Here is a 24,843-nt window from a genome sequence, read left to right as displayed (position 1 = left end):
TCCACTAATTTTTTGTAATCATTGAACGGCAGGCATCAAAAGAATTGTCGAAAAAATATGGAAAAAATGACAAATGGGATTTTTTAACGCTTATTTTTTCCAAATAACTTTTATATGAGGAGATACATAAAGGTTATAATAAATTTAATTGTATGAATTAAGGTGTTAATTTGATTAATTTTATGAAAAAAAGCTTTCTGGTATTGGCGCTATTGCTTTTAATATTGTTGAGTGTTGGCTCAATTCAGGCAATGGATATTGATAATGCCAATATCACTGCTGATGCAGGTAATTCCACTGTAAAAACATATTCAGATTTACAAATTCTAGTAAATGATACAGAAGAGGGTTCCACATTAGTTTTAAATGAAAGCTTTGAATATAATTCAGCTTCTGATGAATCATTAATTGATGGTGTTTCAATATCCCGAAACATTACCATAATTGGGAAGAACAATGCATACATAGATGGAGGAGGGGTTTCCCGATGCCTGTTCATTGGTTCAAATTGTAGTGTGATTTTGAAAAATATTACTTTTAAAAACGGTTATAGCGAAAATAGTGGAGGTGCAGTGTTTTTAAATAAAACCTCAAATCTTACACTTTATGATTGTATTTTTGACAATAATCGTGTTTACAATTCAGACGGTGGGGCATTAAATGCTCGGGTTGGAACAAATGTTGAAATCTATAATTGTACATTTGCCAATAACACAAGTACCCGTGTCAGTAATCTGGCCTGGGATAGCTATAAGTGCGGAATGGGCAGTGCAATCTGTGTCCGTATAGGTTCCAATCTAAGAATATCCGACTCTAAATTTTTAAAGAATAAAGCATTTCTTGCTACAATCCTGCTGGTCACTTATGATGATGTCACAGTCAACTTAAGTACAATAATGGTTAATAACACCCTATTTGAGAATAATACCTCTACAAATCGTGGAGTGATTTATTTGGATGAACTGGGTAGGGGCGAATTTCTAAATTCCGTTTTCAGAAATAACCATATTACCCATTCAGGTGGAGTTTTAGAGATTGATACTGCAGAATATTCTCTGGTTGAAAATTGCAGATTCGAAGATAATTCGGCAGTCACCGGTGGAGCAATCAATATAAAGGTTTTTGATGACAACTATCTGTCAAATGCCATAGTGAAGGATTGCGTTTTCATGAGAAACAAGGCTTCCAGTTATGGCGGAGCAATAGCTTCAAGATATGGAGTGACAGAGATTTCCAACTGCAAATTCTATTTTAATGATGCTGCAACTTATGGAGGTGCCATATATTCAAAATATGGTTCCATAAAAGTTTCCGATTCAAGTTTTGGTGACAATTCAGCTAATAATGGTGGTGCAATCTATATCAACAGCGACCACAGTTCAGTTGTCAACTCAGGATTTGCCAGAAATATTGCAAACGAAAAAGGTGGAGCTATATACTCTAAAAATACTGACATTTGCTCTGTAGGATGTAAATATTCTAAAAATACAGCTCCTGCTGGTGTAAATGTTTATGGAGCATTTTTAGTCAAAATCACATACTCCACAAAGGATGCAAAGAATCTAAAAATAAAGATTAAAATTACTTCCCCTTGGAAGGTGTCCCTGGCACAGAAAATCAAAATCAAAATCAGCAGCAAGAATAAGTATACCAGCAAATGGCTGAAAACAAATTCTAAAGGCCAATTAACTATAACTGTTCCTTCAAAGGTCAAAATAGCTAAAAAATACATTAAGATTTCCATGAAAAATGGTGTGGGATTTGTTCAGTCAATAACCAAAATCAAGGATTCAGCCAAGTTCAAATATGACAAGAAAGTTAAAAAAGGTTCAAAAATAGCCGTTACAGCAAAAAACAAGGCAACCAAAAAGCTTATCAAAAAGACAAAATTCAAAGTTAAAGTTTTTACAGGCAAAAAGTACAAGACATTTGTCCTAAAATCCAATTCAAAAGGCATCTTTAAAATAAAGACCAAAAATCTATCTAAAGGACTCCATAAGATTAATGTTATCTTAAATAATAGCAAGTATAATGTAAACAGCAAGTTTTATGTCAGAATTAAATAAGTTGGTTAATCAACTTTTTTTATTTTTTTTTAAAATTCAATAATTTTTTTAATTCCAAAAACATAATATTAATTAAAGAGTTTCAGGGTTGTTTGAATTTTGATAAAAGTTTCAGTTATTGTTCCGGTTTATAATACTCAGGATTACTTGAATGAATGTATAGATAGCGTATTGAATCAATCATTGGCAGATTTTGAACTTATATGTATTGATGATGGCTCAACGGATGCTTCTTTAGAAATATTGAAGGATTATGAGAAAAAGGACAATAGAGTACAGGTTTTTTCTCAGAAAAACAGTGGTCTTGCAGCAAGCAGAAATGCCGGTTTAAATGTTGCTCAAGGGGAATATGTTCTGTTTTTGGATTCCGATGACTATTTGAAATCAGATACCCTTGAAAAGCTTTACAATCAGGCCATTGAGAACAATTTGGATTTGGTCTTTTTTAAAATAATAAATTTCAATAACAAAACCAGAAAGGAATCCCGCAGCGAATATTTTGACATGAAATTTTTAAAGGACATGGTTAAAGATGAGGTTTTCAACTGGGTTCAGATAAAACCGCGTATTTTTGATATTTCAGTCACCGCAACATCAAAACTCTTTAAGAGGGAATTGATAGCAGATATTTCATTTCCTGAAGGCCTAATATTTGAGGACAATTTGTTTTTCATCAAGGTTATTCTCAAGGCCAACCGGGCTTATTTCTATGATGATTATTTTTATTACAGAAGAATACGCCCTGATTCAATTACCAATTCCTATTATTCAAAATTTTCCGATTGCATAGTGATATACGACAAGATAATCGAATTTATAAAAGGCATAGGCAAATATGATGAATTTAGCTGTCTTATATTTGACAGGCAATGCTTTGATTTGTTTCACAGATTCAAATTGCTTAGCGAGGAGTATAAAGAGAACTATTTCAATAAGATGAAAGCTAGTTTTGCTAATTATAAGGAAGAGCTGGAGGAAAATGGAACTCTTGAAATATGCTCCGAGAGGAGTCTTTTGATTTTTGAAAGGGCCATAAATTCCGATGACTATCATGAATTTGAATCATCTGTAAATGATTTTGACTTAAAAATGAGTAAAAAAAATCAGAAATCAAAAAGCGAACCATCAACCAAAAAAAATCAGGCTCCTAAGAGTACTTTCAGAAAGATTCTTGACAGCCTTAAGAGGAAGGTTTGAATTTTTTCTAAAATTTTATTAATCTTATTAAATAAATTAAAATTATGGATAGTGATGAGTTAGTTATTTCTTTATTATTTCCACCTTCTGATTATGTATCTGGAATAAATGTTTTTAAAAGAATATTAAATAATAAAAAACCGGTTGATGTTTTTCAGGCTAAATTGGAATTGCCTGTTGAAGATTTGGGTATTTTTAATCAATATATCAATGACAGAATTTTTTTGGACATTGGCTGTGAACTGGATACTCCAGAATGTGTTTTCAAATCACTTGAAGACTCCATGAATCTAATAGAAAAGGATTATGCAAAGATTTATTCAAGATCATGGATTGCAAACAATCATTTCATAGCTCTAGAATATAAGTTTTCAAATCCTGATGTTTTTTGGACTGCGGAGTTTTCAGACCCTTTAATTTTAAACATTTCAAATAAAATCAGAAATAATAAGAAATTCTTCATTGACAATCCAGACTATGTGGATGAGGTTAATGGACATATTATTGGGCTTAACGAGAAAAACAATTGTGAATTTCCATTGATTGAAAATAGATCTTCTGTTTTTTTCCTTGCAGAGTATCTTACATATTTATTTGCAGACAAATTGGTTTTCACTAATGAAAATCAAAGGAATGCAATGCTTAATCAATTTCCAGAAGATGTTCAAGAATTTGCCCTTAAAAAAAGCGTGATTGAAAGGCATCCGACTTTGGATGAGAAATATTATCATGTCCAATCCGCTGAACTGGATTTGAATGAAAATTATATTAATATGGCTTATTTTGGTCGTGATTATTATGGCCAAAGACATTTTGAAAGCTTATTTTATTCAATTGAATCTTTAAATCATAAATTTAAGGACAAAATCAGGATTTATCTGTTCATTAAGGATGTGTCCTTAATGAAGAAACTGATTTCCACTTTATCTTCACGTGACAGTTTCATTGTTAAAAAACCTTTGGATTATTTTGAATTTTTAAATGCCACAACCAAATTTGATGTATTGATGGTCAATGATGTGGTAACTGATGGTGTTTGGCCATATAATCCATATTTGCCTTCAAAGATTTCAGACTATCTGGGCTCTTCAAGGGATATTTGGGCCTTTTATGAAAATGGAAGTGCATTGTCCAAGTTTGATGTAAAATACAAATCAGATATTAGAGATTTTAACTCTTGCAGGACTCAATTGATTAATATTCTTGAGGATCATGGCTTTAAGGATGAAAACTGCTCCGTTAATGAGGATTATTTTGCACAGAGACTGACGGCTCTCAACCAATTATATGATTTCGAGTTTAAGAAAAATTCCAAATTAAAAGCTGAAAATGAGGCATTAAAAGAACTTAATGAGGATATATTGTCATCAAACTCTTGGAAATTGACAAAACCATTAAGGGACATTAGAAATAAAAAGTAGTCTTTCTTCTAGTTTTCGGTATTAAATTATTAATTTTGTTTGAACAATTAACAATTACATTAATATATTTAATTAAATAAATATAACATCAGTAGATAAAAATTTCTACTGTATAGTTATAACTATTTTGGTGTTTTAAAATGAATAAAAAGATAGGTATTATATTTGCTTTAGTATTAGTAGCTTTCTTAGTTATGGGTACTGCAAGCGCTGGTTTATTTGACTTTTTAGGAGGAAATGACGCCGGAAATTCTACCGCTAATGATGAAAGCACTTTCATCGTAGGATTCGATGCAGAATTCCCACCTTACGGATTTAAGGACGACAGTGGAAACTATACTGGTTTCGACTTAGATTTAGCAAAAGAAGTTTGTGAAAGAAACAATTGGACATTTAAAGCACAACCAATCGATTGGGATGCTAAGGATGCGGAATTAGACTCTGGTTCTATCGACTGTATTTGGAACGGATTCACCATTGACGGAAGGGAAAACGACTACTTATGGTCTGACCCATACTTCGACAACAAACAGGTATTCGTTGTCAAATCTGACGCAGGCATTTCATCAATTGATGATTTATCAGGAAAAACTGTAGAAACACAAAAAGATTCATCTGCATTAGCAGCACTTCAAGGTGACAACAAGACTATTGCAGACAAATTCGGAACATTAACCGAAGTAGCTGACTATAACACTGCATTTATGGATTTAGAATCCGGCGCATGTGATGCTGTAGCTATGGATATTGGTGTTGCTGAATATGACATCAAAAACAAAAACCAATCTGATGCTTTCTCAATATTGGACCAAGACATAACCACTGAGAAATATGGTGTCGGATTCAAAAAAGGAAACACTGATTTAAAAGATCAAGTACAATCAACTTTAGATGAAATGTTTAAAGATGGTACTGTTTTAAAAATCGCTGAAAAATACGGTATTTCCCAAGATGCTTTAATACAAAAATAAATTGAATTGGTTTTAGAGGGAGAATTCTTAAATGATATTGAGTAATGTAATTTCACAATTGCTTGGAGGTATGGTTACCTCTATTGAGATATTTTTACTTACTCTCTTATTCTCTCTTCCTTTAGGTTTACTGATTGCCGGAGGAAGAATGAGTAAGTTTTCACCTGTAAGGTGGTTAATGAAAATTTATATCTCAATCATGAGAGGTACACCGTTAATGTTACAGTTAATCGTAGTATTTTTTGCACCATACTATGTATTAGGTATGAGCCTATCGCCTGATTACAGATTCATTGCGGTCATTATCGCATTCACTATGAATTATGCGGCTTACTTTGCTGAAATTTATAGGGGAGGAATTGAATCTATCAACAGCGGACAATATGAGGCTGCTCAAGTACTCGGTTATTCAAAATTTGAAACATTCTTTATAATCATTCTGCCTCAAGTATTTAAGATAATTCTTCCTTCTGTAACTAATGAAGTTATAACACTTGTAAAAGATACTTCACTATCCTTTGTAATTGCAATTCCAGAAATGTTTACTGTAGCTAAACAGATTGCAGCCGCTGATGCTTCAATTGCAGCATTGCTTGTAGCGGGTATATTCTATTATGTATTTAATATAATAGTGGCATTTGCAATGGAACACTTGGAACACAGATTAGACTATTATGAATAGGTGGTAAAATGAGTTTACTTGAAGTTAAAAATCTTAAGAAAAGTTTTGATGATAATGTGGTCTTGAAGGATATATCTCTAAGTGTTGAAAAAGGTGAAGTTTTAGCTATTATCGGACCATCCGGTTCTGGAAAGTCCACCCTGCTTAGATGCATTACCGATTTGGAAACCGAAGACAGTGGAGAAATTAATTTTGAAGGAACTTTTGGACTGGTGTTCCAAAACTTTAACCTGTTCCCACATCACTCTGTGATGAAGAACATTACCAATGCACCTATGCGTGTTCAAAAAAGGGACAAAACAGAAGTTTTTGCCCACGCAAGAGATTTGCTTAGAAAAATGGGTTTGGAAGACAAGGAAGATGCTTACCCTTGTGAGTTGTCTGGTGGTCAACAGCAACGTGTGTCAATTGCCCGTGCTCTCGCAATGAATCCTGATATTCTGTTCTTTGATGAACCAACTTCAGCGCTTGATCCGGAACTTACTGGTGAAATCTTGACAGTTATTAAAGAGCTTGCCGCTGAGCATATGACAATGGTTATTGTAACTCACGAAATGGCCTTTGCCCGTAACGTCGCCGATACAATTATTTTTATGGATGGCGGAGTTATTGTAGAGGAAGGCACACCTGATGAGGTTTTCTCATCTGACAATCAGAGAATGAAAGATTTCTTAGGCAAATTTTATGATTAATTAATTTTAATCATCTATTTTTTCATATTTTCAAAGCTATCAAATAATTAATTTGACTACACATTAAATCATCGTTTTATATTGGAATGTTATTTTACTTGATTATTTCTTCAATAATTTAATTCGATAAGGAATTTTTAACAATGAACGATGTTGACATGTAGATAACGTAATTAAATTTTTACATTTTTTAAAAAAATTTCATCAAAATTTTGGATATTTCTGTTAGATTTTTCGAAAGATATTTTTTTAGGGTACTTTTCAACATTAACAAATGTTTATATAATATTTTTTTCTTAAATTTAATTATAGATAGTATTATTGGTTGATGATATGAAAACAGCAATATTGGTTCCATGTTATAATGAATCGGCAACAATCGAAAAGGTTGTTTTGGATTTTAAAAAAGTAATGCCTCATGCGGATATTTATGTATATGATAACAATTCCACTGACGGCACAGATGAAATTGCCCGCAATGCAGGGGCTATTGTCAAATATGAGTATAAGCAGGGAAAAGGAAATGTGGTAAGGGCAATGTTTAGAGACATTGATGCCGATTGTTACATTATGGTTGACGGTGATGATACCTATCCTGCTGAAGCAGCTTTGGAATTTGAAAAATTGGTTCTGGATAAAAAAGCGGACATGGTAATAGGAGACAGGTTATCTTCAACTTATTTTGAGGAAAATGACAGACCATTCCATAATACCGGAAATAAAATGGTCCGTAGATTTATCAATACCTTTTTTAATAGTGACTTGAAGGATATCATGACCGGAATGAGAGGATTCAGCTATGAGTTTGTAAAATCATTCCCGATTTCTTCTAAGGAATTTGAAATTGAAACTGAAATGAGTGTTTTTGCGTTAACTAAAAATTTTAAAATAGTTGAAATACCAATTGAATACAAGGACCGTATTGAAGGAAGTGAATCAAAACTGAATACCTATCAGGATGGTTTCAAGGTTATAAGGATGATTTTTTCATTGATCCGTAATCAAAGACCATTGTTTTTCTTTTCAATTGCATCATTGATTTTACTGGTCATTGCAGGAATTCACTTTGTACCGATACTGATTAAATACTTCAGCACAGGCCTTGTTTTGAAAATACCTACGTTAATCATGATTGCAATGGTGGTTATGGTTGCTGCCATGACATTTTTCGTAGGTGTGATCTTGCATGTATTGAAAAGACAGCATGCAGACAACTTCGAACATCATCTGATTATATTAAATGAATTGAAAAGAAAGGATGAATGAACTTGATTGACAAATTATTCGTTGAAAAGACAGATAACGTTTTCCTGCAGTTTTTCAGATATATCTTTGTAGGAGGAACTGCATTCGTTGTAGATTTCTTTTTCCTGTATTTCTTCAGTGACATTTGCGGAATTTACTATTTGGTTTCAGGTGTTTTGTCCTTCATTATCTCCGTACTTGTCAATTATATAATGAGCACCAAATGGGTATTCAATCAGGAAAACATTGACAATCGCTTGATTGAATTTAATTTATTCATACTTATCAGTACAATCGGTTTGGTTTTTACAGAGATTTTATTATATCTGTTTACTGATGTATTGGGATTATATTATTTGATTTCTAAGATAATTGCAGCCATTATTGTATTGTTTTGGAATTTTATTGCTCGAAGAATAATGTTTTATGGAACAAAATTGAAATAAGGGGAAGTAATGCTTTGTCATTTGCCCTAAATCATTATTGCTATGGATAATTTTATTTAATGTTGTATACAAATTATTATTATCTAAGAGGATTATGAGGTGAAAAAATAATGCGTTGTCCCAAGTGTGATAGTGAAAATAGCGATACCGCAAAATTTTGTAAAAAATGTGGCAGTCCTTTGAAAAAGACAGTTAGTCATGAAAGTATGATTAACTCAATGAGCAATAAATCCGGTAGCGATAATACGACAAAATACATTATCGTTGCACTGGCAATTGTGGTAGTTGTTCTTGCAGGGGCTTTTGTTTACCTTTACGGATTCAATTCAAATCATACCAATGATTCACAGCCTCAACAGCAGGTTCAAAATGCTTCTAATGCTGAACCGGCTCAAACTGAAGAAACTTCCAGCTCCCAGGCTTCTCAAGCTTCTCAGGCGTCACCGGCTAAACCGAAAACCACTTCAATGTCGATTTTGGGAGGAAGCTTTTCGACCGGAGGGGAATTGGAAGACAAGACATATGCTTCAATATATGTAGGACCTGAACATGCCGGTGAAAAGGTAACACTGCAAATTTTCTACTCCCGTGACGGATCAACTTTAAACCATGGAAACATGGTCCCAGTTACAGTTGATTCCAGTGGACATCTTGAAGTTTCCAGTGCGGATGCATATAAGTATTTCCCGGACTTTGCTGAAATTAATTTATATGACGGCTCCGGAAGCAAATTATTGGACACTAGAAGTGTAAGTCTGTCTCCGGAAGCAGGTACTCAGACATTTTAGTTTGAGTACGCTATTTTCTTTTTTTTTAATTGATTTATATAAATGAACATTCATATAATAAATTTATCTTTTTCTATTAAATGTAATAATTAAGCATTATTATATATATGTCATTATTAAATTATTTCAAATTTCCAATTATTTTAATGAATAAACAATTCTTAAAACATATTAATTAATTATAATTAATTAAATGATTTAATTTAATTAATAACAATTTATAAATCGATATTAAGCAATTAATTCATTTTATCAAAAAGTTTAAATATGTCGATTTAAATAATATGTAATATAATTTTGTCTTGGTTTAACATGTTTGCAAACAATAATGGAAAGATATTAGGTTATAAATTTTAATGATTGTCCTATTAATTCTGATTTATAAACATTTTTGTATAAATTTTCAAGATTATAACATATTTTATACAATAACTAAATATTTTTCATTGAATTAATGAGATTTTCTTAAATGATTTTATTTCATTGATTGCAAATGATGTGAACCTGCCATTATAATTATTCAATTAACAAAAATCTGATAAAACTTGAGAAATCACAATTTGACTAGGATTCAAAATAGTATTTTAAGACCAATATCAGTATTTCCATATTGATTCTAATATCTGCTACAAAAATTCGAAAGTTCATGATGGTTGACAGAAGGAAATTTAGTATTTTCTTAAACTAAACCTTAATATTCGTACATTTTATTATTAAATTAAAAGGCGGATTGTTTTAAATATGGAGATTGATTATGGCTATTCACACACATGAGCGAATAAAATATTATGATACATTAAGATTTCTAGCTATTTTGGGAATTATTATACTGCATGTTTCCCAGGTTTTTCACGATGCTGGTTTAATCGGGGATAAGTTTTATAGTTTGTCTGAAATCACACGTTTTGCAGTTCCTGTATTTTTAATGATGACAGGTGCGCTTCTTTTAAATCGGGATATTGAATTGGGGGATTTTTTTAAAAGAAGATTCACCAGGATAATTTACCCATTCATTTTGTTTTTAGTTATCCATAGAATCGTTTTTTATATAATTGGCGTTTATTATGATCCAAGTTACTTAAATCAAATATTCAGTTTGCCATTTTCATATAATTGGTATTTCTGGTTAATTGTTGGCGTATACTTCTTTATACCTATATTAAATAAGGTAATACAAAATTCAACCATGAAGGAATTGGAATATTTTGTTTTAGTAATATTGGGTGGTTCTTTATTTTATCAAATAATGCTTTATTTGCATTTGGTTCATTCAATTGATTTAAGCTTTTTTATAGGGCCAATATCATTTGTAGTGGTGGGGTATTATTTGTCTGTAAAGGAATTTGACATTTCAGTAAATAAAATCATCACAATTGCTTTGGCAATTTTCATTATCACTTCATTTTTAAAAATAGGAGGGCAACTGGACCTGCCATATAATCTATTCCATAATTATCAAGCAACTAAAACAAAAATTATTAAATCTTCACTCGATTTGGCATTTGTGCAACTATTACAGGCAGGTTCATTATTTGTAATGATAAAATATGTTCATAAGAGTACTGCAGGTTTATATTCAAAAATAAGACAATTTTTAGAGAATAATATTGTAAATAAATTTATCACATCAGTAAGTAAAGCTAGTTATGGTATGTATTTGATGAATAACACCTTTAAATTGATTTTAGGAATTCTTTTAACTGGTGTAGTATTATCCAAGCCATCTGCAATCTTTTTATGGATTACAACAATTATTGCTGTTTGCATTTTAAGCTGGCTGATTGTCATTATAATTGATAAGATTCCCTACTTGGGCAAATGGTCAGGATATCATTAAATTGTTATTGTGTACTCGATTGTGCAGTACACATTTTCCTTTTTAAATAATCAAGATTTTCATTGAATTAAAAAATATGTTTGTTGAATCATTTAAGGTTTGATATAAATATCATTAGATTTAAAAATAGATATAGAAAAGTTTTATTTAGGTCATAATTTTGAAAACTAGAGTTAGTGTTATAATACCTGTCTATAATGTTCAGGAATTTTTAGAGGAATGTCTGGATTCAGTTGTAGGTCAGACCATAAACAATATGGAGTTAAGTGATGGTTACAAGAGAAATCTCCAGATAATCCTGGTGGATGACGGTTCAACAGATGACAGTGCAGTCATTGCTAAGGAATATGCAGACAAATATGAAAATATCGAGTATGTCTATGAGGAAAATCAGGGATTGGGCCATGCAAGAAATTACGGCTGTGAATTTGCTCAGGGAGACTATATAATATTCCTTGATTCCGATGACAGGGTTCCTCCAAAAGCTTATGAACGAATGTATAATCTGGCTGTTAAGAACGATAGTGATATGACTATCGGTAATGTTTGGAGATTTAATTCCAGAGTGACATGGGGATCATTTATTCATGAAATCGCATTTTCCGGAACAAAGGAAGTGACCCACATTACAGAAAGCCATGAGCTTTTCTATGACACAACAGCGTGGAATAAGTTGATTAAACGTGAATTCTGGTTAAAGCATGATTTCAAGTTTCCTGAAGGAATTCTTTATGAGGACATTCCAATAACCATACCTATGCATTATCTGGCCAATAACGTTTCAGTAGTCTATGAAAACTGTTATTTATGGAGAGTCAGGGGAGGAATATCAAAGTCAATCACCCAAACTGCTTCAGATATCAAAAATTTAAATGACAGGCTTCATGTAATGGGATTGGTGGACGAATTTTTCGATGAAAATGTTTCCGATGAGAAGCTAATTTTAGCAAAGGACTTGAAATGGCTTAAAGTAGACTTAATGATTTTTATTGATAAATTAATATCTGTTTCTAAAGAGGACTCCGGCGAAATAATAGCTATCCTCCAGGATTTCATTGAAAATAATATGGATTTGACCAATTTGGTCTATTTGGATGAAATTACAAAATTAAAATATGAATATCTAATGAATAATGATTATTCACGATTCATTGAGCTGTTAAATTTTGAGTTTGAGGAATTGGAGTCATCTAATGTATATCTGAAGGATTCCCATATGGTTGTGGATTGCGATAAGAAAATTTCCGATACAGGATATTTGGCTGTTGACAACTACATAAAAGAAATGAAACCTGTTGATAGTCTTTTGGACGTGTCCTTTAAAAAGAAAGGATTGGAGATTAAGGGTTTCGCTTTCATTCCAGGGTTAAGTGTTGAAGATTTCAATGACCAGGAAATGTCATTTCAGCTAGTCAATGACACTAGCCATAAAAGGATGCCTCTTGCTTTTGAAAATATCACAGTAGATGACATGTCTGCATTCAATATTCCATTTAACAATTTATCCTACAATAGTTCAGGTTTCAAGATCAATATTCCTTATTCTGAAATAAGGGATGATGAAAGTTTGGTTGGTGAAAATAGGATTTTGCTGACTTTAAAGAGAAATGATATTGTGCACAATATCTTCATAGGATTTTCAAAGCAGAATGTCAGAAACAGAAGTGATTTGAAAGCCATTATGCGTGGAGATAATTATTTCTGCACAAAATTCGAGTTAAATAAATGTTTGATTATTGATATCTCACCTGTCAGGCATCGTTATGAAGAGATAACTGCTGAAGACAATAAATTATGCATCCATACTCCTGAATACTATGGGGATGTGCTTGCATGTTATGATGAAAGCCAATTTAATAGGGAGTACAAGGTGCCTTTCACTTATGATGAGAAAAGTCAGGTTTATTCTGTTGAAATAGATAAACTTCTGTTTAAAGAGTGCCAAATCCGATATGAGAATGGAGAGCCTTTGGTTCATAAGTGGAAAAGGTTCCTGCTTTTCAACTCTGATTTTGGGTCATGTATTGTAAACACTTTGGGTGATTATCATTATGATATTAGAAAATATGAGGACCTGACCGAGATAGTGGAGATTTCCGAGAATGCAAACACAGTCACATTCAAAACCAGATTGCATTCCACAAATGTGGCTGGAGACAGGTTGATTTCAGCAAAGCTTTTCTTTAAGGATAATAAAAATCATTCCATATATTATATTGATGACGGAAAACTGTTGGATGATAATGAATTGATGTTTGAGATAAATATTGGCGATGAAAACATCACAAGGAATCTCTATCATGGATTTTTTGACATTCTGGTTGAATACAACTTTGAGGGAGTATCATTTTCAACACCTCTGCACATCTTTGAATCGTTCAACAACACATTTTCGGATAATTCATTTGATTATTCAGTATATCGTAGTAGCTTTTGGACTTTAAGGCTTAAATCAGTTAGAAAATGGTCTTCACGTGAAGACACAAAAGAAAAAAGACAAAAAATTGCTCAAAAGGAATATTCATTCTTCAGACGATTGCCGATTAACAATAAGCGCATAATATTCGAGTCAATGTGGGGAACAAAGTATTCCTGCAATCCAAGATACCTTTACGAATATATTGATGAAAACTATCCTGAATATGAATGCATATGGTCATTGAAGGATGAGCATATTCCGATTAATGGAAACGGTATCAGAGTAAGGAGAGATTCTTTAAAATATTTCTATTATCTGGCAACTTCAAAATTCTTTGTCAACAATGTTAACTTTGCAGACCATTATGTTAAAAGGGAAGGTCAGGTTGAAATTCAGACAATGCATGGAACCCCATTAAAAACGCTGGGAATCGATGTTCCGGGCGACTTTAAAACAAAAAAACAGGAAGAGGACTTCATTAAAAAATGCGGCAGATGGGATTACTTGACTGTTCAAAGCGATTATGTATCTGATGTGTCCTCAAGATGTTTCGGATTCAATAAAAAGTTTTTGGATTACGGCTATCCAAGAACTGATATGCTTTATGCCAAAAATAACGAGAATGACATCAATGAATTAAAATCAAAAATAGGATTGCCTTTGGATAAAAAAATAATTTTATATGCTCCGACATGGAGAGAAAAAAACAAATTTGAATTGATGCTGGATTTAAAGTCATTGAAGAAATCCCTGTCAGATGAGTATGTGCTGATTTTAAGACTGCATCACCTGTCATTTAAGGATTGGACAGCACCCGTAAATGATGATTTTGTATATGATCTGTCAAGATATGATTCCATTGAGGAGCTCTATCTGGTGTCTGATATTCTGGTTACCGATTACTCTTCAGTAATGTTTGATTATGCTAATTTGGATAGGCCAATAATATTATTCACTTATGATTTGAAGGAATATCGCGAAAAGCTCAGAGGATTTTATATTGACATTATAGAAAACAGGCCGGGGCCATTGGTATATTCCTCAAGGGAATTGGAGCAGGCTATTGTCAATATTGATGAGATTGAAAAGGAAAACAAGGCAATCAGGCAAAAATTCCGCCAAAAATTCAACCAATATGAATCAGGCGATTCTTCTGAAAAAATATTCAATGAGGTAATGCTTAAAAATAAGGGTTCAAAATCACGATTCAACATATCAGATAAAATATTTTCAAGATTGATTAGGGATTAATAGAATCTGAAAGCGATTGCCAATATCAGAGTAGCCATAAAACCAATAATCGTATTGGTCTGAAAAATCAAAATTAATTAATTTAGGATTATAATATTGATTAAGATTAAATTATTTTTTGAAAAACTTAATAAATTATTTTGGTATGGTTAATTACTCTTTATTAGATAATAGATATATATTAAAATTTACTAATATATTATTAATTTACATCAAATGAGTAAAATAAAGTAGGATAATATTTCATTGATTATTATTAAGTAATATTACCTTACTTTTAAATATTTAAATTATAGTTAAACAGGTATTTTCATGTTTTTTAACCAAAATAAAAAGGAAAAGAAAAATTTTAATAGTATTTCCAATTCGTCAATTTATTCAAATTATTACAAGAAAATTGATGAAAATCTGGTTTATTTGGAATCTAGGGAAGGTCATGATTTCACAGGTAATATTTTTAAAATCGTAGAAGAGTTATCAACAGGAAATTATGGCAATTTCAAGATATATGTTCATGCTAAACCTGAAATTGTTAAAAAAATTAATGCTTTAAAGAAAAATTATAATTTAAAAATTGATAAGATTATAACTTCAGAAGATGAAGCTACTAAAATAATGGAAAAGGCTAAATATATTTTTACTGATTCCGGAATTAGGTATAAATATGTGAAACGTGATGATCAGATATTTGTTAATACCTGGCACGGAACACCTTTAAAACTTATGGGATTTGATAATGTAGCCGAACAGCACAAAATCGGACATATTCAACATCCTTTTTTATCTACTGATTATTTGTTGTATCCTAATGATTATATGATGGAAAAAATGCTTAAATCATATATGATTGACAAGTTATATGGTGGAAAAATACTGCTGGAAGGATATCCAAGAAACAGTGTTTTTTTTAAGGAAGCTTGGCTTAAATCAAAGTTAGGTTTGCAGGATAAGGAAATATTTGTTTATATGCCTACTTTTCGCGGAGTTTTAAATGATGCTTATGATGAGACTTATGGAAGGATACTTGAAGATTATCTGCTTGAATTAGATTCTAAACTCAATAATAATCAGATTTTATTTGCAAAACTTCATATATATGACGAATCTCAAATCGATTTTTCAAAATTCAAAAATATTTGTCAATTTCCTGAAGGTTATGAAATTTATGATGTTTTGAATATGGCTGATGTTTTAATCACAGATTATTCAAGCGTATTTTTTGATTTTGCAAATTCAAAACGTAAAATAATCTTATTTAATTATGATGAAAAGGATTATCTCTCTTACAGAGGTACATATATTCCTATTTCAGATTTACCTTTCCCCAAGGTCCAAACCATTGATGATTTAATAAATGAATTAAATTCGGGTAAAAACTACGATGATTCGGAGTTTATAAATAAATTCTGCCAATATGATAATCCTGATGCTGTGATGAATATATGTAATCATATTTTTAATGGAAAACCGGTTTGTAAGGAAAGAGTAATTGAAAATGATAAACCTAATATTTTAATATTTGCGGGAGCATTATTTAAAAATGGAGTAACCTCTTCCTTGACAAGTTTATTGTCAAATATTGATTTTTCTAATTATAATATTTATATTGCGTATAGGCAGTGGGATAAGAATATTGTTAATAATCATGAAGAAGCATTGAGCGTGTTTTCCAAGGAAGTTAAGTTTTTACCAATCAGATCTCCAATTAACTTGACAGATAATGAGCAAAAAGCTTATGATGACTATATGGAAAATAATAGATTAGATATGGAAGTTGAATATCCTAAGATATTAGATAAAATGTTCAAACGGGAGATAAAACGATTGTATCCAGGAATTTCATTTGATAAGGTTATCAATTTTGATGGTTATGGTGAAAATGTAATCTTATTATACAAAAATATGGATTGTGAGAGTTACATTTGGGTTCATAGTGACATGATTCAAGAATCAAAAACAAGAGATAATCAAAGATTATATGTTTTAAGGGAAGCATATAATGAATATAATAATGTTGTTGCGGTTTCAACCGATTTAATTAAATCTATACAGCAAATTGCTAATAATAAAATTGATGTAAGTGTTGTTCATAATATAGCGAATTATCATGGAATCATCGAGAAATCAAAAAAAGATATAACTTTAGATAGAACAACTATTATTGATACCTATAATATCGGCGGATTGGATGATGTTTTAAACAGTTCAGGTAAAAAATTCATTAGCATTGGCCGTTTCACGCCGGAAAAAGGTTTTAAACGTTTGATAATGGCTTTTAATAAATTTTATAAAGATTATCCGGATACTCAATTAATACTTATAGGAAGCAGAGGCTTTGAATATGAGGATTTTTTACAATTAAGAAAAGATTTGCCCTGTTGGAAGAATGTAACTATTATTAAATCTATTTCAAATCCTATGCCTATTTTAAAAAGATGTGATTTATATATTTCATCTTCACTTTATGAGGGCTGGTCAATGGTGATTATGGAAGCTGATATATTAAATGTGCCTGTAATTTCTACAGATGTCACAGGCGTCCAATGGATAAGAAAATTCGACGGATTTATGGTAGATGACTCTGAAGAAGGAATATTGCAAGGTTTTTATGAATTTATGGAAGGTAATGTTAAAACCTTGGATGTTGATTATGAATTATATAATCAAAATGCTATTCAGGAATTCAAGGATATATTAAATTAATTTTTTATGGAGATACATATGAAATTTAAAAAAATAAAAAAGTATAAGAAAAATTATCTAAATTCTTATGTTTATTACCCTTATTATCATAAAAAAATAGATAATAATCTAATTTTCATCGATTCAATGAATGGCGAGTACATATCAAGTAATATATTTAGAATAATGGAAGAATTATCAAAAGACCAATATAAAAATTTTAAAATTTATGTTTATGTTAAAAAAGGCAACATTGATTATCTTGAAAAACTTCAAGAAAACTATAATTTAAAAATTGATAAAATTATCACTAATGATATTAAAGCCACATATGTTTGTGAATATGCTAAATATATCATAACAGATAGAAATATTAGGTTTAGATATGCTAAACGTGATGGACAAGTAATTATTAATGTTTATCATGAGAATCCCTTAATTAAATGGGGAATTGATGATATCAAAAAGGCTTCAAAAATAGGGTCTTTGCAGCGTCTATTTTTATTGTCTGATTATATTTTGTTTTCGAATGACTATTCATATGATAAAATAATGAAATCATTATTAATTGAAGAGATTTACGATGGGAAAATTATAAAGGAAGGCAGTCCCAGAAACATTTCATTTTTTAAGGATAATTCTAATTTGAAATCCAAGTTAAACATTGAAGATAATCAGATTTTTGTATATATGCCTCATTATTTAAATCGTTCTGTGCATAAAAAATTTGTAAAAAATGTTAAAAGGAATTTAGAAGAGATTGATAAAAAATTAAATGATAATCAAGTTTTATTCTTTAAAGTGGATGGGTACAATAAAAAGGTTATAGATTTTTCTAAATTGAAACATATAAAACCATTTCCATCAGAATATACTGATTATGACATAATCAGTTTAGCTGAAGCATTCATTACAGATTTTTCAAGCGTCTTACTTGATTTTATCAATTCTAAACGAAAAATTATTTTATTCAACAGTTTTGATAATGATTATTCCACTTATCTTGAGGATTTAGATTTGCCGTTTGTAAATGTGGAAAATATTGATGAGCTCATTTCTGAATTGAATTCTGATTTTGAGGATTATTCTGAATTGTTAAATGATTATGTTCCATATGATAGTGCAGATTCCGCAAAAAATATTTGTCAACATATATTTTTAGATAAAAATTGCTGTCATGAGGAAATCAAAAAGAACAATAAACCAAATGTCTTAATTTTCATAGGAAACTTATCTGATAATGAAATTACACTTTCATTAAGGCAATTATTGTCACAAGTTGATGTAAGCAGATACAATTTCATTTTAACTTTTCATCAATGGTCAAAAAAATTTAAAAAGGATCCTGAATGAATTTTAAACTCTCTTCCTAAGGGTATTCAGATAATGCCTATGGTGAATAAAAATGAACCTACATATATTGAAAAAATCAAGTATCATAAATTCCTGAATTCAGAGGAGGAGTGCAATAATTCTATCCGCGAATTTTTTAAAAGGGAATTTAAACGCCAATTTTATAATCTTTCATTTGACTATGTTTTAAATTATGATGGCTATTTTAAAAATGAAATTTTGATGTTGTGCAATAATGATGCAAAATCTAGTTTATGGGTTCACAATGATCCTATTAAAGAAATAGAAAACAATAAATTTAACAACAATATTTTAAAAGAAGCCTATGGCAATTATGATAATGTTGTTGCGATTTCTTCGGAACTGATTAAGCCTATAAAGGAACTTAATGATTTAGACAATATTAAAATTGCACATAATCTAATTAATTTTGATAATATTGAATATGAATCTGGTAAAATGTTGAAACTGGATAAAGATTCAAGGGTTTATACTCATGATTCTTCTTATATTAGGGGAGTGTTAAACAGGCCTGGAAAGAAAATTATTTCAATAAATAAATCAATATACAATAAAGAATGGTCCGAAAATCTATTAAATGCATTTGATAAATTATGTGATGATTATGATGATGTTCAATTGATTATAGTTGGCGACTTCGGATGGTTTAATAAGATTCAAAATTTAACCTCAAAGTTGAAAAATTGGGAAAATGTAACTCTAATAAAACAATTATCAAATCCTCTGCCAATTTTAAAATGTTGCGATTTATTTGTTTTGCCTCCGGATTATAGATTTTATCGAAAATATATTTATGAATCAGAAATGTTAGGTATTCCGATAATGAGTATTGCTGAAGGGGATATGGATATAATCGACAGGTTTAATGGGTATAAAATTGGAAATTCTTATGAAAATATTTTAGAAGGATTGCAAGATTTTATGAATGAGGGAGTAAATACATTAGATATTGATTACAAACAATTCAATAACGATTGTCTTAATGAATTTTATGAGATTATTAAATAATTTAAATTTATATTAACATTGGGTGGTATTATGAACATTACTGTTATAGGAACTGGCTATGTTGGGCTTGTAACTGGAGCATGTTTTTCAAAAATGGGTAATAAGGTATATTGTGTAGATATCGATGAAGAAAAAATTGGAAATTTAAAAAAAGGGATTTTGCCCATTTTCGAACCACATTTAGGTACTATGGTAAAAAACGGTCAAGAAAAAGGAGATTTGTTTTTTACAACAAAACTTAAAGAAGCCTTAGACGATACGGATATTATTTTCATTGCCGTTGGAACTCCAATGGCTGAGGATGGCAGTGCAAATCTGGATTATATTTTCTCAGCAGCATCGGATATCGCCCAAAACATTTCTCATGATTCACTTGTTGTTATAAAATCCACAGTTCCTGTGGGAACATGTTTTAAAGTAAAAAATCATATTGAAGGCATTTTAAAAGATAACGGCTCTTCTGTTAAAATCGACATTGCATCAAATCCTGAATTTCTAAAAGAGGGAAGGGCAATTGAGGATTGCATGCATCCTGATCGCATTGTCATTGGTGCTGAAAGTGAAGATGTATTTGATACATTAAAGGATTTGTACTCATCATTTGTTCTTAATCATGACAGATTCGTTTTGATGGACATAAAATCCTCTGAAATGACAAAGTATGTTGCAAATGCCATGCTTGCAACCAAAATATCTTTCATGAATGAGATAGCTAACATCTGTGAAGTGACAGGTGCTGACGTTCAGCAGGTGCGTTTGGGAATAGGTTCGGATAAGCGTATAGGCTATGATTTCATATATGCCGGATGCGGTTATGGGGGAAGCTGTTTTCCTAAGGATGTCCAGGCATTGATAAATACTGCCCAAAGTGCAGGCTATGAACCGATGATATTGTCCAATGTGGAAAAGGTCAATGCAAATCAAAAGATGGTTCTTGTAAACAAGGTAGTCGACAGGTTCGGCAATGATTTAAATGGACGAACTTTTGGAATTTGGGGACTTTCCTTCAAACCAGGCACTGATGATGTTCGTGAAGCTACATCACTTACAGTAATTACATCACTTATTGACAAAGGTGCAAAAATTAAGGCATATGATCCTGAAGCAATCGAAGAGTTCAAAAGAACAATTGATGAAAAATATCTGGGTTCAATTGAGTTTGTAAAAAGTAGATATTTGGCTACTGAAGAATGTGACGGATTGATTTTGATAACAGAATGGAAGGAATTCAGAAATCCCGACTTTGATTTACTTTCAGAAAAGTTAAATGAAAAGGTTATATTTGATGGAAGGAATATTTACGATAAAAAAATACTGGAAAAAGGATTCGAATTGTTCCAGATTGGTTGTTAATACGCATGATTAATTATACAATTGAAATCGGCATATAATGATCAATCAGTTTTTTCTTATCGTTTTAATCCTCACGGCACTATTTTTTTAATAATTGGAATTTTGCGAATTAAATAAATAATTATCACTGAAAGCACAAGAACTATTAGTGGTGCAAAGAGCCTATAAATAATTGAGGTATTGTTAATATTAAAGGTTCTAATTAGAAATTGTAGTAAGTACCAGTGAATTAAGTATATTCCGAAGGTATAAAAATCTAAAAATCCAACAATTTTTTTAATAATGTTAAATTTCATTAACTTGATAATGTCGTATTTTATGAAAACAAAAATTCCTAGTGAATATAAAACTGAAGGAATATTTGTAAATCCTTTATATGTTTTAATAACTTCTCCAGCAGATGTGGATAAATAATATGTGCCTAAAAAATGCATTAAAAATCCCATAATTGCCAGTATGTATAAAATTATTCTATATTTTTTTGATATTTCGTATTTATGTAATAAATATCCGGTTAATGCAAAGAATAAACTTCCTCCTCCCACAGCAATGGAAATAGTATAGTTTATTTTTAAATTGAATACTGAAATTAAAAACGGAATTAGTATATTTAGAATAAATGTTAAACTGCAAACATAGGTGAGAATGTCCTTTTTTTTATCATCAGGGATAGCGGCAAATACTGGAATTGATAAATATATGCAGAATAACGGAATAAAGAACCAATAAACCTGCACTAAGCTACCATTAAGCAATCCATTAATAATATAAGTCAAATCAATTGAGCTTATTTTTATTGTATGCATATAATAAACTTGAATTAACAAACCAATTAAACTCCAAATAATAAATGGAATTAAAGTTTTTGTTATTCTTTTAGAGAAATATTCTTTTAAACTGTAACGTTTATTGTAATCAATAAGCATTGCACCTGAAATCATAAAAAAGATAGGTACTGCGAAATAAAATGTTGATTCAATAAAATTTGCTGTAATCCAATATCTTGCGGTTGAGAACTGCCAAAAACAGCTATTTGCATGAAGATAAACAACTGCTATTGCAGATAAAACACTTGCTAAACTAATATACTCGATTCGTTTATTATTATTCATAATTTAACCTTTTTAATACTAAATATATATATTTAATAAAAAGTAAATATATGTTTATATTTTTAAAAAAAATTTTGGATGAGAATTAATGACTAAAGTTTCAATTATTATGCCGGTTTTTAATGATGCAGACCGTTTAGATAAATCTATTAACACTGTAATCAATCAAACACTAAAAGATATTGAACTTATATGTGTAAATGATGGGTCAACTGATGATTCATTAGAAATTTTAAATGAATTCGCCAAAGAACATGAATTTATCAAAGTATTATCACAGGAAAATCAAGGATCAGGTAAAGCAAGAAATTACGGGATGAGTGAAGCTACAGGGGATTATATAGGTTTTTTAGATGCGGATGATATTTTTGTTGATAATGCTGCATTAGAGGAATTGTATAATGTAGCTATTAAAAATAATGCGGATATGGTTTCAGGTAATATAAAATTAATTAATGACAAGGATGAATTTTCTCCATTTGTTCATTTGGATTATTATACTGAATTTAAAAAGATAAAACCTGAAGAATATGGGATTCCCTGGTCTTTTTATAAAAATATTTTTAAAAGGGAACTCATTGTAAATGAGCAGATAACTTTTCCGGATTTGTTAAGGGGACAGGACCCAGTTTTTTTAGCTGAAATCTTATCTAAAATTAATGAAATTTATACAGTGCCTATTGATTTTTATGCATATTATTATGTAAGTGGCGCAAATCAGTGCAATACCCGTAAAAAACGCTTTGACCATATGATGCACTATAAAATGGTATTTGATTATTTATCCGATTCGAAATTTGATAAAATTAGACATCAATTCAGATATGAAATGGTGGATTTTATTAGGATGATGGGCGTTGAAGGCGGAAAGGATATCTTAGACGCTACAAGGGAAATTTTTAAAGACCAGCCTGATGTTTTAAGAAATTTTGAAGAAAATTTCTATTTTTATCATGAGAAAAATGAAGAAATGAAAAAGCTTGTTGATTTTAATGATAGAAATAACCCTCGAATATCTGTTTTGATTCCTGTTTATAATGTATCTGAATTTCTCGAAAATTCAATTGATAGCCTGTTAAATCAGACTTTCAGTGATTTTGAACTAATTTGCGTTAATGACGGGTCTACAGATAATTCCCTAGAAATTTTAAATGATTTTTCCAAAAGGGATTCACGTGTAAAAGTAATTAATAAGGAAAATGGCGGTTGTGGATCTGCAAGGAATCGGGCTTTAGATGAAGCAAAAGGTGATTATATTTATTTATTTGACCCAGATGATCAAATTGAATTAGATGCCTTTGAAAAAACTTATAAAAATGCAATATACAATGATTCGGATATTGTAATATTTAAAGCCAATGTTATTGAAAATAACAAGATTACAAATTCACGTACATATTTCAATCTTGATAAACTTTTGAAAAATAAAAATTTCAAAAGGTATTCTTTTAATTATCATGATGTAAAAGAGATAGTTTTTGATATAGGATATGCGCCTTGGTCTAAACTGTATAAAAAAGAATTTTTAGATAACTATGAGGATTTTCGTTTTGATGTAGGTATTGCTTTTGATGATGTGCCGTTTCATGTAAAATCTATGATACGGGCACAAAAAATATCATTTGTAAATGAATTCTTGTATCATTATAGGTTAGATAATCTAAATTCCGTAAATCATACGTCTTCTAACAGTATTGGCATATTTAAAATCATCGATATTGTTGAAGAAATTCTTAAAAATGAAGGAATGTTTGAAGAATTGGAATCAGATTTTTATCGATTTGTTATTTATCATGTATTGTATTATATAATTATTGCAGACTCACAGGAGTATTTTGCATTGGCTAAAGAAAGATTTTCAAGAATTGATGAGAAATTTGTTCCAAAAAATAATGTTAAATTTGATTTAGTATTAAATATTGATGATTATTTGGAATTTAAATTTGAATATCTTAAAATACTCTATGAGGAAACAAGCAATAAACTAAATAAGGATATAGTCAAGCTGACGAAGGATAATGAAAAACTCAAAAAGAAAAATAAGAAATTAGAAAAGAATAATAAAAAACTTAAAAAACAAAATAAAAAGCTTAAAAAAGAGAATAAATCACTTCTCAATTCTAAAAGTTGGAAATTAACAGAACCTTTAAGGAAATTTAAAAAGAATATTTAAATTTTAATTGTACTTTAAACCACATGAAAATATATGACTTATCTTTAATAAAAACAGTTTTGAGAAAAATAGGATTATTACTAGATTTAATAGACAGATTTTTTCCGAATTAACAAATGTCTATTA

General features: G+C 30.4%; 17 protein-coding genes. 16 read left to right on the top strand and 1 reads right to left on the bottom strand.

Features of this window, described 5'->3' with window-relative positions:
* Positions 1–170: 170 nt before the first annotated feature.
* The 15 genes from QZN27_RS00320 to QZN27_RS00250 all read left to right on the top strand — a co-directional run bounded on the left by QZN27_RS00320 (position 171) and on the right by QZN27_RS00250 (position 21,432).
* On the top strand, positions 171–2,066 hold the full coding sequence (locus QZN27_RS00320; RefSeq protein ID WP_296782272.1) for a right-handed parallel beta-helix repeat-containing protein: 1,896 nt from the start codon (positions 171–173) through the stop codon (positions 2,064–2,066).
* Between the two features lie 99 nt (positions 2,067–2,165).
* Positions 2,166–3,263 (top strand): glycosyltransferase family 2 protein, encoded by a 1,098-nt coding sequence (locus tag QZN27_RS00315; protein ID WP_296782270.1) that lies wholly within the window; start codon positions 2,166–2,168, stop codon positions 3,261–3,263.
* 44 nt (positions 3,264–3,307) lie between these two features.
* Positions 3,308–4,684: a hypothetical protein gene (locus QZN27_RS00310; protein ID WP_296782268.1), complete on the top strand. Its 1,377-nt coding sequence runs from the start codon at positions 3,308–3,310 to the stop codon at positions 4,682–4,684.
* A 140-nt stretch (positions 4,685–4,824) separates the two neighbouring features.
* Positions 4,825–5,655, top strand: a complete 831-nt coding sequence (locus tag QZN27_RS00305) for an amino acid ABC transporter substrate-binding protein (protein ID WP_296782266.1) — start codon at positions 4,825–4,827, stop codon at positions 5,653–5,655.
* A gap of 31 nt (positions 5,656–5,686) precedes the next feature.
* Positions 5,687–6,337 carry an amino acid ABC transporter permease gene (locus tag QZN27_RS00300; RefSeq protein WP_296782265.1) on the top strand — a complete coding sequence of 217 codons (651 nt, stop codon included), beginning with the start codon at positions 5,687–5,689 and terminating at the stop codon, positions 6,335–6,337.
* 8 nt (positions 6,338–6,345) lie between these two features.
* Entirely contained in the window at positions 6,346–7,029 is a 684-nt protein-coding gene (locus tag QZN27_RS00295; protein WP_296782263.1) for an amino acid ABC transporter ATP-binding protein, read from the top strand.
* A gap of 333 nt (positions 7,030–7,362) precedes the next feature.
* A complete protein-coding gene (locus tag QZN27_RS00290) occupies positions 7,363–8,295 on the top strand; it encodes a glycosyltransferase family 2 protein (RefSeq protein WP_296872266.1) in 933 nt (310 codons plus the stop codon).
* Positions 8,292–8,720 carry a GtrA family protein gene (locus tag QZN27_RS00285; RefSeq protein WP_296782259.1) on the top strand — a complete coding sequence of 143 codons (429 nt, stop codon included), beginning with the start codon at positions 8,292–8,294 and terminating at the stop codon, positions 8,718–8,720. The genes QZN27_RS00290 and QZN27_RS00285 overlap by 4 nt, the downstream gene beginning before the upstream one ends.
* A 110-nt stretch (positions 8,721–8,830) precedes the next feature.
* Positions 8,831–9,508, top strand: a complete 678-nt coding sequence (locus QZN27_RS00280; RefSeq protein WP_296782257.1) for a zinc ribbon domain-containing protein — start codon at positions 8,831–8,833, stop codon at positions 9,506–9,508.
* A gap of 754 nt (positions 9,509–10,262) precedes the next feature.
* Positions 10,263–11,345, top strand: coding sequence for an acyltransferase (locus QZN27_RS00275; RefSeq protein ID WP_296782255.1), 1,083 nt, complete (start codon positions 10,263–10,265; stop codon positions 11,343–11,345).
* 160 nt (positions 11,346–11,505) lie between these two features.
* Entirely contained in the window at positions 11,506–15,015 is a 3,510-nt protein-coding gene (locus QZN27_RS00270; RefSeq protein ID WP_296782252.1) for a bifunctional glycosyltransferase/CDP-glycerol:glycerophosphate glycerophosphotransferase, read from the top strand.
* Between the two features lie 312 nt (positions 15,016–15,327).
* Positions 15,328–17,718, top strand: coding sequence for a glycosyltransferase (locus QZN27_RS00265; protein WP_296782250.1), 2,391 nt, complete (start codon positions 15,328–15,330; stop codon positions 17,716–17,718).
* Positions 17,719–17,736: 18 nt separating this feature from the next.
* The gene (locus tag QZN27_RS00260) at positions 17,737–19,050 is read left to right on the top strand and encodes a CDP-glycerol glycerophosphotransferase family protein (RefSeq protein ID WP_296782248.1); all 1,314 of its coding nucleotides are present in this window, start codon (positions 17,737–17,739) and stop codon (positions 19,048–19,050) included.
* Positions 19,051–19,089: 39 nt separating this feature from the next.
* Positions 19,090–20,079: a glycosyltransferase gene (locus tag QZN27_RS00255; RefSeq protein WP_296782246.1), complete on the top strand. Its 990-nt coding sequence runs from the start codon at positions 19,090–19,092 to the stop codon at positions 20,077–20,079.
* A gap of 30 nt (positions 20,080–20,109) precedes the next feature.
* Positions 20,110–21,432 carry a UDP-glucose/GDP-mannose dehydrogenase family protein gene (locus tag QZN27_RS00250; protein WP_296782245.1) on the top strand — a complete coding sequence of 441 codons (1,323 nt, stop codon included), beginning with the start codon at positions 20,110–20,112 and terminating at the stop codon, positions 21,430–21,432.
* A 71-nt stretch (positions 21,433–21,503) separates the two neighbouring features.
* Here QZN27_RS00250 and QZN27_RS00245 read toward each other — a convergent pair whose 3' ends face one another.
* Entirely contained in the window at positions 21,504–22,544 is a 1,041-nt protein-coding gene (locus QZN27_RS00245) for an acyltransferase (RefSeq protein ID WP_296782243.1), read from the bottom strand.
* Between the two features lie 88 nt (positions 22,545–22,632).
* Here QZN27_RS00245 and QZN27_RS00240 point away from each other — a divergent pair, with 88 nt between their 5' ends.
* Positions 22,633–24,717 carry a glycosyltransferase gene (locus QZN27_RS00240; protein ID WP_296782241.1) on the top strand — a complete coding sequence of 695 codons (2,085 nt, stop codon included), beginning with the start codon at positions 22,633–22,635 and terminating at the stop codon, positions 24,715–24,717.
* The last annotated feature ends 126 nt before the right edge of the window (positions 24,718–24,843 follow it).

It is taken from the genome of uncultured Methanobrevibacter sp. (assembly GCF_900316895.1).
Lineage (GTDB): Archaea > Methanobacteriota > Methanobacteria > Methanobacteriales > Methanobacteriaceae > Methanocatella.
The sequence above is the reverse complement of the archived record's forward strand: the minus strand, read 5'-3'. Positions and strand labels throughout refer to the sequence as shown.